Origin of the sequence: Enterococcus sp. C50 (genome assembly GCF_040887505.1) — a bacterium.
In the GTDB taxonomy this organism is placed as follows: domain Bacteria; phylum Bacillota; class Bacilli; order Lactobacillales; family Enterococcaceae; genus Enterococcus_B; species Enterococcus_B thailandicus.
In genome coordinates, this window is sequence record NZ_JBFOFW010000002.1 from 278,512 (window position 1) to 291,438 (window position 12,927).

Sequence of the window (12,927 nt, forward strand, 5' to 3'; positions counted from 1 at the left end):
GCTAATATTCAAGTATAGAAAGCGCTATCTAAATAAATTGGAGGTTTTTTAGTATGAGTAAGAATAACCCATTATTCAAATTTGCTATTTTGTCGATATCCCTAATCTGTATGGTCGCGCCAGCTGTATCGGCGACTGTGCCAGATATCTTATCAGTGTTTCCAAACAGAAGTGCTGGTTCAATTGAACTATTAATGTCAGTCCCCAATTTTGGTATTTTTCTATTTGTTTTTATTGCTCCAATGATTACTCGAAAAATTGGTGACAAACCGACTGTATTGCTGGGGCTAACGATTGCCCTCTTAGCAGGAGTCACACCAGCTTTTACAACAAACTATACTCTGTTATTGGTTTCACGATTCTTGCTTGGTTGCGGAATAGGTTTATTCAATGCATTAGCATATTCTTTAATTACCAAATACTACAGTGGTGAGGAAAGGAATCGCTTATTGGGATACCAAGGAGCGTTAACAGCTTTAGGTAGTACCATTTTTAGCCTGATTGCAGGATGGTTATTACAATTCAACTGGCATTTAAGCTATCTTGTGTATTTCATTGCGATTATTCCAATCATTTTATTTGGATTTATCGTACCGAATGGCCAACAAGACTTAGAAGAAAATGCGTCAGATGAAAAAGTAACAATAGAAAGAGCAGTTATTTTTTATTCAGTTTATCTATTTTTTGTTTATGCTTTCTTTATGACTGCAATTTTTAAACTGGCTTCTTTATTCATCGAAATGGGGATTGGGACACCAGCACAAGCCAGCTTGAGTTTAGCCATTTTAACTGCATGTGGATTTTTTAGTGGAATTGTTTTTGGAAAAGTAAAACAAGGATTGAAGTCATTTACTGGTCCGGTTGCTGTTGCATGTCTTGGTGTTGCACTTGGAAGTCTCAGTTTAGTGAATCACTTGGTGCTAGTTACTTTGTTAGTGATTGCTATTGGATTTTTCCAAGGATTAATTAACCCAACGGTCTTTAGTGAAGTGGCAGAAGTCAGCAACGCTGCTTCTCAAAATATTGCTTCCACCTGTCTGTTAGTTGGAATTAATCTGGGCGTGTTTTTAAATCCTACAATTATATCAGGTTTCAGTAAATTGGCTGGAATCACTACGACATCAACAACCTTTTTGTTGTCAGGTGCTTTGTTGCTTATTAGTGCAGTAATCTATCAGCTATTTATTCAAGCACAAAATAAAAAAGTAAAGAAGGTAATGGAACAATGAACATTGAAAGAAAAAACTTAGTTGGAAAATTAACTTCTGGGAGTAGAGAGGAGCTAATGCCATCGACAGGACAATCGAATACAGAAAGCACACCACAAACGATTGTTCAAATGAGAGATGGTATGGGGTGGCCAGCTAAAGACATCACAACGCATAGCCTGCTAATTGAGGACACGGTACTTAAGGGGCATATCCCCGTAAGAGTGTATCGCAAGGAAAAACTTAAAGGGAAAGTATTACCCGTTTTAGTTTATTATCATGGTGGAGGCTTCTTTGGGGGCTCAATCCAAAATGTAGAGAAAATTTGCAGAACATTTGCTGATAGAGCAGATTTGGCAGTAGTCTCTGTTGGCTATCGCTTAAGTCCAGAGAATCCTTTTCCAGCTGGATTGATGGATTGTTATAAAGTGGTTGAAGTTTTGGCAACGGAAGGTCATTTATTCCATATTTCATCAGATAAAATTTTTGTTGCTGGTGATTCAGCAGGCGGGAATTTAGCAATCAGCGTAGCTATTTTAGATGCGTCAATTATGACCACTGGTTATGTAAAAAAAATAGTTTCTTACTATCCTGTTGTTGACCTGACATCAACAGGAAAAGGTGAATTTTGGGATACGCGTGCGATCAAAACGCAAAGCGAAGAAGAAAAAGAACTGGTTACGGAGTATATTAATGGGTTCTCGTCTTTGGAGGCACAGGTTGAAGATTGGTATTGTGGGGCTTCAATCAATCGTTCAAATGAGTTGATTTCACCACTATTCGCTTCGGATAAGATTTTGTCCCAATTACCACCGGTAAAAATCATCGTCGGTGAATTTGATCCGTTAAGACAGCAAGTAGAATCATTTGCTGAAAAGTTGCTAGCTGCAAAGACAGAAGGTTCAATGACCGTATATCCAGGATTCATTCATGCATTTATGGATAAAATCGGTATTTATGATGAAGCAGAAGAGGGGATTTTGGAAGGAATTACTTTTTTGAAAGGGGATAATTAGGATGAAATGGAATAAAAGAAATGGACTTATTTGTTTTGCCATTACTCTAGTAGGCGTAGCTGGTATTGCCACAGGCATTAAACATGTTAAACATCCCGTGTATGCTAGTTCTAAATCGTATGAAAGTGAACTTGAATTTAAAGAGCTAAATCAGGACATTGTTGAAAACAGTTTATGGGTGTATCCAGACGAAAACTTGATTAGCCAAAAGAAAGAAATTGTTTTGCTAGTCAATGGTAAAGACAATACTGGTTTTGGTGCGTGGTCGTGGTCGTATGGTGCCCAGTTACCAGAAGATGAATTTATTCCGGCGACAATTACTTTACCAAAGAGGAATACGATAGACTTACAATACTCTGGGAAATTCGTTGCAGCTGCTGTTTGGTTGCTGAAAGAAAAATACCCAGATCATAAACTCTCGATTGTTGCTCATAGTATGGGAAACTTAGCAACAGCATGGGCATTACATTATCGTCCTACATTCATGGCTCAAAATGTCGAAACGTATGTAGCTTTAGGAGCACCATTCCAAGGGTTGCCAGAAATTCCAGATTTTATTCCTTTTGTTCCAGCAATTAGACAAGCAACACGGGAATCAGATTTCTTAACTCGAATTAATTCTTCCGCTTTTCCTGATGGCATAAATTATCTATCAATTATTTCAAAAAATGATGAACTAACAACACCAGCTGATGTGAAGCATCTTGCCTCATTTCCTAATGGAACAATTGGGGAAACAATTGTTCCTCAAGAATTTTATCATAAACCTGATCAGGTGATTTCACATGTCGGTGAGATGGCAGATAATGGTATTTATGAATTGGTCAAAACATTTTTACGTGATGGAACAACGAATAATGTAGATCTGAATGCTGCAAATAAAGAGTACTATCCTGCGTTAGAAGTTCAGGGTTTAGAGTTAACTGAAAAATATGGAACAAAACCTGCTCATGCTGGTGATGCAAAAATAGAAGCAAATGAGCCGGACGATAGTCAAGACGTTGTAAAATAAGGTTGTGGCGCAAACTGCTTAGCTCCGAACAGATAACGAGCAAGCACGCAAAATAGCTCTTTATATTTAGCAGTGAATGTAAGCTATCTCGAAGAGTTAGTTTGGGAACACCGTGAATAAGGTTGTGGCGCAAACTGCTTAGCTCTGAACAGATAGCGAGAAACTGACAAAAATAACTTTTCATATTTTTGGACAGTTGTGAATGATGTGGAGAGGAGTTGCGTTGGGAACATCGCTTATTCGGCAAAAGGAGGTATGACAAGATTTTTGTCATACCTCCTTTATTTAACAAGAAACTAATGACAGCAAATAACAGGATGATTATCACAAGCAAAGCAGAACGGAGTATGACATAATGGGATAGCTAAGCTTGGAGTTTTTTGCTGAAAATGAAAAACAAAAGGTTTTGCAGGAGAACAATCCAGAACGAGTAGTATTAAGCTAGAACGGAACAAAATAAAAGGAATAAAAATAAATGAGAAAAACGATCTATTCGACGACATCTGAAAGAAATTCCAAGAAAAGGCTCTATGTAGTTCAACTCATTTTTGTTTTATTGATGCTAGTTTGCTTATGGATAGAGCACTATTTTCTTACATGCAATTTTGGTATGATATCCAGTCTGTTTTATTTTTTTCAAAAGACAAACAGGCGTTAAGGAAAAATACTCCTTAATTTTTATTTTTTGTATGTGATTATTCCGAAAAGTGAAACGCAAAATAAATTTACTTTGACTGCTTTTTTATTTTAGAAAGTTTTTTTCTGTTCCATAAAAATGTCTCAAAACAAGTAAAATCGATCCCTATTTTTGTGCTAATATAAAGTACGGAAGAACAAGGTTAATTAGTTGAAAAACTAGTACTTGAATTCAAATTAAAACGTAGATGATTTATATGCTGTATGTCATCCATTTTTATTTTTGTCTTAAGAAAGAAAACTATCGCGAAAGGGGGTGAAGGAAATGCCGTTTGTTCATGTAGAATTAGTCGAAGGACGTAGCCCAGAACAATTAGAAAATATGATGAAAGATATCACTGAGGTTGTTCATAAAAATACGGACGCACCAAAAGAGCATATCCATGTCATTATCAATGAAATGAAAAAAGGTACTTATGGTGTAAATGGAGAATGGAAAAAATAAGTCTGATTTCATACTTGCTTTTTCTAAATATTAGTGGTTAAATAAACACATAATTGATTGATGAGAAAGACAACTGAATTTGAGAGTCTTCTATTAGAGAGGAAAAGCTAGGCTGAAACTTTTCCAGAAGAAAACCAAAGGATGACCACTTTCGAAACCTTTGTTGAAACAAAGGCGGTCGGACCGTTAACACGCTCGAGGAACACATCTTTTGTGTTCAAAATTAGGTGGAACCACGAAATTTTCGTCCTAGTATCTGTTTAGATACTAGGGCTTTTTTTGTCGAATCGAGTCAATCAAAATTCAAAGGAGGAATTTCTATGTTAAAAATTACTTTTCCAGATGGCGCAGTCAAAGAGTTTGAGGTTGGCATCACAACCGTAGCAATTGCTGAAAGCATCTCAAAAAGTTTAGCTAAAAAAGCACTAGCAGGTAAAGTGAATGGCCAATTAGTTGATTTGGATCGTCCAATCGAAGAAGATGCAACAATTGAAATTGTTACACCAGATCACGAAGACGCACTTGGATTAGTTCGTCATTCTGCCGCCCATTTGATGGCTCAAGCAATGCGTCGTTTATATCCTGGTATTCATTTTGGTGTAGGCCCAGCGATTGAATCTGGGTTTTACTATGATACTGACAATGGCGAAAATCCTGTTACAGCGGAAGATTTGCCAGCCATTGAAGCTGAAATGATGAAAATCGTTAAAGAAAACTTGCCAATTGAACGTCGTGTGTTATCAAAACAAGAAGCACTAGAAGTTTTTGCAAGCGATCCTTATAAAGTAGAATTAATTACTGAATTGCCAGAAAATGAAGTAATTACTGCTTACCAACAAGGTGAATTCATTGATTTATGCCGTGGCCCACACGTTCCGTCAACTGGACGCATCCAAGTATTCAAACTATTATCAGTGGCAGGTGCTTACTGGCGCGGAAATTCAGATAACCATATGATGCAACGTGTCTATGGGACAGCATTCTTCGACAAAAAAGAGTTGAAAGAATTTATTCGCTTACGTGAAGAAGCAAAAGAAAGAGATCACCGTAAACTAGGAAAAGAACTTGGTTTATTCATGGTTTCACCTGAAGTTGGTTCAGGATTACCATTCTGGTTACCAAAAGGTGCAACAATCCGACGCACAATTGAGCGTTATATTGTAGATAAAGAAGTTAGCTTAGGTTATCAACATGTATACACTCCAATTATGGGTGATGTTGAACTGTACAAAACATCTGGACACTGGGACCACTATCAAGAAGATATGTTTCCACCAATGGATATGGGCGATGGCGAAATGTTAGTATTGCGCCCAATGAATTGCCCTCACCACATGATGGTTTATAAAAACAATATCCATTCTTATCGTGAATTACCAATTCGTATTGCTGAATTAGGAATGATGCACCGCTATGAAAAATCTGGGGCACTTTCAGGTTTACAACGCGTACGTGAAATGACTTTGAATGATGGACACACTTTTGTACGACCAGATCAAATCAAAGACGAATTCAAACGCACACTTGAATTGATGGTTGCTGTCTATGCAGACTTTAACGTCACAGACTATCGTTTCCGTCTAAGCTATCGCGACCCAAACAATACAGAGAAATATTTTGATGACGATGCAATGTGGGAAAAAGCCCAAACAATGTTAAAAGCTGCAATGGATGAATTAGAACTTGACTATTTTGAAGCAGAAGGTGAAGCTGCATTCTACGGACCAAAATTAGACGTTCAAGTAAAAACAGCTTTAGGAACAGAAGAAACATTGTCAACTATTCAATTAGACTTCTTGTTACCAGAACGTTTTGACTTAACATATGTAGGCGAAGATGGCGAAAATACACATCGTCCAGTAGTTATTCACCGTGGAATCGTTTCAACGATGGAACGTTTTGTTGCTTATTTAACAGAAGTATACAAAGGTGCATTCCCAACTTGGTTAGCACCAATCCAAGCAACAATTATCCCTGTTTCTGTCGAAGCACATGGTGATTACGCTTATGAAATCAAAGAACGTCTTCAAATGAAGGGCTTGCGTGTGGAAGTTGATGATCGTAATGAAAAAATGGGTTACAAGATTCGTGCTTCACAAACACAAAAAATTCCTTATCAATTAGTTGTTGGGGACAAAGAAATGGATGATGCAACTGTCAACGTTCGTCGTTATGGAAGTAAAGAAACTTCTGTTGAAGACTTAAATATTTTTGTTGATGCAATGGTTGCTGAAGTGAAAAACTACAGTCGTGAAGGCTAAACGATTTTTTTGCTAAGGTTAGGATGCGTAAGTGTCCTAGCCTTTTTTTATTTTGGATTTTTCGAACAAATTAACCAATTTTTTCTTGGTGGAATCAAATGAAAAAATTTTTCGTATGTTATACTAAAGTGACTCTAATTAAATGGATGGTGACTTATGAGCGTAATTAGTCGTATCGAAAGTATGATGGAAGAATATTCTTCTGCGGAAAGAAAACTTGCCAATTATATTATCAATCATGTAGAAAAAATTCCGACAATGACTGCGAATGATTTAGCCGAAGCAGCTGGGTCAAGTGCACCGACAGTTGTTCGTTTTTCCAAAAAAATTGGCTTTCAAAGTCTAACGGATTTCAAAATTACCGTTTCAACGGAATTACAAACAGGATTAGTTGAAGGGTTTAGTGATATTGAACCAAATGAATCGTTTTATTCAATCAAAAATAAACTTGGAAATAATGCACAAGTGGCAATCAAAGAAACCGTTGATATTTTGGAGGAAGAAACCATCCGGACTGTTGTTCAAAGTTTAGAAGAAGCAGAAACGGTTTTCCTTTATGGTGTGGGCGCCTCGTCTTTAGTTGTTGAAGATATTTTGCAAAAGTGGTCGCGAGTGGGCAAACCGATTATTTTTGAAAAAGATATCCATGTGCTACTGCCTCAATTAGTCAGCAACGAACAAAAAAAAGTTCTTTGGCTCGTTTCGAATTCGGGAAAGAGTGCAGATGTCGTTGCTTTAGGAGAGTTAGCAAAATCATTGAATATCGAAGTAATCGTGTTAACTCAATTTGGAAACAATCCATTAAGTAAATTAGCAGATGTAACTGTACAAACTTCTCGCCCTAAAGAAATCACGAATCGAAGTGCGGCCACAAACTCACTATTGGCACAATTTGCGACAGTTGATATCATTTTTTATTTCTATATGGCAAAAAATGAGTACTTAAGCGAGAAAGTGGCTCAAACACGTGAAGCAATTCAGCAATATTTTAAATAATGAGCGTAAAAAAGCTGGATTTGATTCGTGAAAAAGAAAACTTGTGTGGAGAAAGTTTTCCACAAGGTTAAGTTTTTTGTAGATGTTTCACAGGAATGGGAAACGTTGTTTTCAAAAAAACACTTAAAATTATGAGTTTTCAGTCAAGCTTCCTTGACTGTGTTCCACCTAGTGTGAAACAAAAAAACTCTGGTATCTTGAATTTCGTTAAAGAATTTCATCATCTGATGATTTTTTCTTTGTTATTCATACTTTTTTGGGTATAATTTTTCGTGAATGTAAGTATGCGGGAAGGATAGGAAATAATGAAAGATTTTATGAAAAAAATAAAGAATAATTCTTGGTTTGACAAGTTAAAAAAGGGAACACAAGAACCGAGGAATAAACCCTATCGGCGTTCCCACGTTCCTTTTCGTTTAAATGTTCTCTTCTTTATTATATTTACGTTATTCGTAGCATTGATTGCTAGGTTAGGTTATTTACAAATCGTTGATGGTGAGACGATGGAAGCCAAAGTTAAATCATCTTCAACAATTACCGTTCAAGAAAGTTCACCTCGTGGGATGATTTACGATGCAACTGGAAAAGCTTTAGTAAAAAATCAAGCAAATCAGGCAATCACTTTTACAAGAGGCTCACAGATGACGTCAACGGACCTATTGAAATTAACAAAAAAATTGAACGAACTAATTGATGTGCCAGCTGATGACTCATTAACAGCTCGTGATAAAAAGGATTTTTGGTTAGCAGATGCGGATCATTTAGCGGAAGCAACAAAACGTCTTTCTTCTACTGAAAAACAACTAGATAATAGTCAACAATACGCAGCAACAGTGGAGAAAGTAACGGACGAAGAAATCAATTTCAATGAAGAACAATTAAAGATGGCAACCATTTTCAAACGAATGAACAGCGCGTATGAATTAAATACGGTTTATATCAAAAATTCTGGTGTAACAGATCGTGAATTAGCAGTTGTTGCTGAAAATGCTTCAGAGTTACCAGGGGTTTCAACTGGTGTTGATTGGACCCGTGAGTATTTAGCTGCCGATTCGATGAAAAGTATTCTAGGTAGTGTAACAACCGAAAAACAAGGATTGCCTGCCGATGATATTGATGCTTATTTAGCAAAAGGATACTCACGAAATGATCGTGTTGGTCAAAGTTATTTGGAAAAACAATATGAAGATGTGCTACAAGGAACAAAAACACAATATGAAGTGAAATTAGATAACGAAGGAAATGTTTCAAGTCAAAAAGAAATTTTTGCTGGCGAAAAAGGTTCAAATTTAAAATTATCGATTGATGCAGAATTTCAAAATAAAGTGGATGAAATTTTAAAACGGAACTTCCAAGCTTTAGTTGATAGCGGCAAAGCCAAATATTCACCAGGTGCATACGCAGTTGCGATGAATCCACAAACTGGGGAAGTATTAGCATTAGCTGGTTTTAGCCATGAAGAAAGTTCAGGAGAAATCACGGAGAATGCTCTTGGAACAATCACTAACGCATTCACGCCAGGGTCAGTGGTCAAAGCTGGTACTTTGGCAGCTGGTTGGAAAACTGGTGTTATTAGTGGAAACCAGGTCTTGATTGACGAACCCATTCAATTACAAGGTTCTGCTGAAAAAAGTTCTGTCTTTAACAGAAGTGGTCAAATAGCACTAAATGCAGTGAAAGCACTCGAATTATCTTCGAATACGTATATGATCAAAGTAGCATTAAAAATGTTAGGATTAGAATATACACCTAACATGGGACTTCCTGGCCTTGATGAAGAAACAAAAGCTTACGATGAACTACGAAACTCTTTTAAAGAATTTGGGTTGGGAACGACTACAGGAATTGATTTACCTAATGAATCAGCTGGAATTTCTCGTTCAGTTGACTTTATGAAGAAATTTAACGCGGATAATGACGGTGAATGGTATACATCTGGTAACTTTACCGACTTAGCATTTGGTCAGTTTGATACGTATACACCAATTCAATTGGCTCAATACGCTTCAACTGTTGCCAATGGAGGAAAGAGAATTCAACCACATATCGTTTCTGGAATTTATGGAAATGATGAAAATGGTAACTTAGGTGAACAAAAGAAAAAAATCGAAACAACTGTTCAAAATGAAGTAAATATTTCGCCTGAAAATATGGCTATTCTTCGAGAAGGATTCTATCAAGTAGTCCATGGAACAGAAGGGTATACAACCGGTAAGCCCTTAGCTGGTGCAAAAATGGATCTATCAGCAAAAACTGGTACAGCTGAAACGGTTGCAGAGGGTCATCCTGACATCACAACAGTGAATAGTAACGTGGTTGCTTATGGGCCAACGGATAATCCGGAAATTGCAATCAGTGTCGTTTTACCGAACTTAACGGATGAAAAAGACCATATGAATTTAACAATTGCCAAAGAAATCACAGATGCTTATTATGATATGTATTTAGCGAACTAATTTGTTCGGGCGATTTTAAGCCAAATCAAACCAGTTTTAAACTAGTTTGATTTGGCTTTTCCTTTTACAGCGTAAAACTTTTTTCAAGTGAAATTACTTGTCAAAATAAAAAAATAAACGAAATGAACTGGATTTTATCAATGAATGATGGTTGAAATAAAAAAACGTCAAGTAAAACTACTTAACGAATTGTCGGAAAAGGGTAGATTTCTCTCAACAATCATGGTAAAATTATCAAGTCTGAGAGTCATCTTAGAGGATTCTAGTAGTATGGGAGGGAAAATCATGCGCGTAAACATCACATTAGAATGTACTTCTTGTAAAGAACGTAACTACCTAACAAGCAAAAACAAACGTAACAATCCAGATCGTTTGGAAAAACAAAAATATTGCCCACGCGAACGCAAAGTTACTTTGCACCGCGAAACAAAATAAGTTTGATTAAAGAAGTTGCAAGAAACATTTCGATGTTTTTTGTAACTTTTTTTATGCACTTTTTTTGGAAACACTGGTATTGACGAAAGGTGAAAAATCATTGATAATACATAGATAGTTATCAATATGTAATTGAGTAGTATTTAAATGTGAGGCTTGTTAGCAAAGGAGAGGAAAGAATGGATCATGAGCAAATGGCAAAAATGTTTAAAGCATTAGCTGAGCCCAATCGTATTAAAATTATTGAACTACTTTCGATGAGACCAATGTGTGCCTGTGAAGTCCTAGATCATTTTGATTTTACACAGCCAACTCTTTCCCACCATATGAAAGTTCTAGAGTCTGTAGGAATCGTTTCAGTTGAGAAGGATCGTAAGTGGCATTATTATTTTTTGAAAAAAGAAGAGGCCTCAGAATTATTAAAAGCAATGTTAGATCTTTTTCCTAACTAACGCACAAATACAGGCGCGATCATGTCAGGAGAAAAATTATTTTGTTACCTAATTGTGCCTATGTGATTCAATGGATCTAAACAACCAACGAATCATATAAACTGCTTTGGAGATAAGAAAAATTCAATTTACAAGGAGAAAAATTCATGACTTATGCGTTAGAAATAAACGAACTAAAAAAAGTATATGCAACTGGTGTTGAGGCCTTAAGAGGTATCGATTTAGCTGTAGAAGAAGGAGACTTTTATGCACTGCTTGGACCAAATGGTGCTGGGAAGTCCACAACAATTGGTATTATTACTTCATTGGTCAATAAAACATCTGGAAAAGTGAGTGTTTTTGGTTATGACCTTGATACTGATTTGGTGCGTGCCAAACAACAAATCGGATTGGTTCCTCAAGAATTTAATTTCAACCCGTTTGAAACAGTGCAACAAATTGTTGTCAATCAAGCGGGCTACTATGGCGTTTCACGTCAGGAAGCCTTAAGACGAAGTGAAAAATATTTAAAGCAATCGAACTTATGGGAAAAACGAAATGTTCGCGCACGAATGCTTTCTGGAGGAATGAAACGACGATTGATGATTGCTCGTGCTTTGATGCATGAACCGCGTTTACTGATACTTGATGAGCCAACAGCTGGCGTTGATATTGAACTAAGAAGAGAAATGTGGACATTTTTGCGAGAATTAAATGAACATGGAACAACAATCATCTTGACGACTCATTATCTGGAAGAAGCAGAAATGCTTTGTCGAAATATTGGAATCATTCAAGCGGGTGAATTGATTGAAAATACTAGCATGAAGAGTTTACTGTCAAAATTACAATATGAAACATTTATTTTCGATTTAGAACCACATACTAAATCATTTGATTTACTGGGTTACAACCATCTTTGGGAAGATGAACAAACACTTGCAGTTGAGGTCGAGCGTAATCAAGGTGTGAATGGAATTTTTGAACAATTGACGGAAAAAGGAATCAAGGTACTCTCAATGCGTAATAAATCCAATCGTTTAGAAGAATTGTTCTTGAAAATTACAGAAGAAAATGGTCATGTGGAGGAAAGAAATGTTTAATTTATATGTAACGGCGCTTAAAAGTTTAGCAGTCAAAGAAACCAATCGCTATTTGCGAATCTGGGTTCAGACATTAGTACCACCAGTTATCACGACTTCTTTATATTTTATTATTTTTGGGAAAATGATTGGCGGACGAATTGGTGAGATGGGTGGATTTTCTTACATGGAATTCATTGTTCCAGGTTTAATCATGATGTCAGCGATCACTAGTTCTTATGCAAATGTTTCTTCTTCATTCTTTTCACAAAAATTCCAAAAAAATATTGAAGAATTATTAGTAGCACCTGTACCCACACATGTGATTATCTGGGGATTTGTCATTGGTGGTTTGGGTCGAAGTGTTTTAGTTGGGACACTGGTAACAATTATTTCGCTCTTTTTTGTTCCATTACACGTTTATTCATGGTCAATGGTCGTCCTCACGTTATTGATGACAGCCATTTTGTTTTCGTTGGCTGGGTTACTTAATGGTATCTTTGCGAAGTCTTATGATGATGTTTCAATCGTACCGACGTTTGTGTTACAACCTTTGACTTATCTTGGCGGTGTCTTTTATTCGATTTCAATGTTACCACCTATTTGGCAAGCTGTTTCAAAAATCAATCCAATTGTGTATATGATATCGGGCTTTCGCTATGGATTTCTTGGAACGATTGATGTTCCTATTTTCTTCTCGATTTTTATTTTAGTTGTCTTCATTCTTGTCCTTTATAGTGTTTGCTGGTATTTGATTGAAAAGGGTCGAGGACTACGGAGTTAAAGAAAATAATTAACAAAACTTGACAGTTCTCTTCAAAAAATAAAAGGTCGCGCCAAGATGTTGGCGCGACCTTTTTATTGATTTTACTCTATAATAAAAGAGACA

General features: G+C 36.5%; 11 protein-coding genes. All 11 read left to right on the forward strand.

The features are described 5' to 3' along the window. Positions 1 to 53: 53 nt before the first annotated feature. The 11 genes from AB3I20_RS03870 (at position 54) to AB3I20_RS03920 (ending at position 12,822) form a co-directional block, all read left to right on the forward strand. Positions 54 to 1,229: an MFS transporter gene (locus AB3I20_RS03870; protein WP_368026958.1), complete on the forward strand. Its 1,176-nt coding sequence runs from the start codon at positions 54 to 56 to the stop codon at positions 1,227 to 1,229. Continuing rightward, entirely contained in the window at positions 1,226 to 2,224 is a 999-nt protein-coding gene (locus AB3I20_RS03875; RefSeq protein WP_368026959.1) for an alpha/beta hydrolase, read from the forward strand. The genes AB3I20_RS03870 and AB3I20_RS03875 overlap by 4 nt, the downstream gene beginning before the upstream one ends. A 1-nt stretch (position 2,225) precedes the next feature. Next, on the forward strand, positions 2,226 to 3,236 hold the full coding sequence (locus AB3I20_RS03880; RefSeq protein ID WP_368026960.1) for an esterase/lipase family protein: 1,011 nt from the start codon (positions 2,226 to 2,228) through the stop codon (positions 3,234 to 3,236). A gap of 961 nt (positions 3,237 to 4,197) precedes the next feature. Beyond that, positions 4,198 to 4,377 carry a 2-hydroxymuconate tautomerase gene (locus AB3I20_RS03885; protein ID WP_284591156.1) on the forward strand — a complete coding sequence of 60 codons (180 nt, stop codon included), beginning with the start codon at positions 4,198 to 4,200 and terminating at the stop codon, positions 4,375 to 4,377. Positions 4,378 to 4,697: 320 nt separating this feature from the next. Further along, entirely contained in the window at positions 4,698 to 6,638 is a 1,941-nt protein-coding gene (gene thrS, locus AB3I20_RS03890) for a threonine--tRNA ligase (protein ID WP_284591158.1), read from the forward strand. A 156-nt stretch (positions 6,639 to 6,794) separates the two neighbouring features. Continuing rightward, positions 6,795 to 7,634: a MurR/RpiR family transcriptional regulator gene (locus AB3I20_RS03895; protein WP_067480948.1), complete on the forward strand. Its 840-nt coding sequence runs from the start codon at positions 6,795 to 6,797 to the stop codon at positions 7,632 to 7,634. 302 nt (positions 7,635 to 7,936) lie between these two features. Further along, positions 7,937 to 10,090 (forward strand): penicillin-binding protein 2, encoded by a 2,154-nt coding sequence (locus AB3I20_RS03900; protein WP_067480951.1) that lies wholly within the window; start codon positions 7,937 to 7,939, stop codon positions 10,088 to 10,090. A 285-nt stretch (positions 10,091 to 10,375) separates the two neighbouring features. After that, positions 10,376 to 10,525, forward strand: a complete 150-nt coding sequence (rpmG, locus tag AB3I20_RS03905; RefSeq protein WP_002296119.1) for a 50S ribosomal protein L33 — start codon at positions 10,376 to 10,378, stop codon at positions 10,523 to 10,525. Positions 10,526 to 10,704: 179 nt separating this feature from the next. Then, positions 10,705 to 10,977, forward strand: coding sequence for a helix-turn-helix transcriptional regulator (locus tag AB3I20_RS03910; protein ID WP_075491349.1), 273 nt, complete (start codon positions 10,705 to 10,707; stop codon positions 10,975 to 10,977). Between the two features lie 146 nt (positions 10,978 to 11,123). Next, positions 11,124 to 12,059, forward strand: coding sequence for an ABC transporter ATP-binding protein (locus AB3I20_RS03915; RefSeq protein WP_071868255.1), 936 nt, complete (start codon positions 11,124 to 11,126; stop codon positions 12,057 to 12,059). Beyond that, positions 12,052 to 12,822 carry an ABC transporter permease gene (locus AB3I20_RS03920; RefSeq protein WP_067480960.1) on the forward strand — a complete coding sequence of 257 codons (771 nt, stop codon included), beginning with the start codon at positions 12,052 to 12,054 and terminating at the stop codon, positions 12,820 to 12,822. Before AB3I20_RS03915 ends, AB3I20_RS03920 begins: the two co-directional genes overlap by 8 nt. The last annotated feature ends 105 nt before the right edge of the window (positions 12,823 to 12,927 follow it).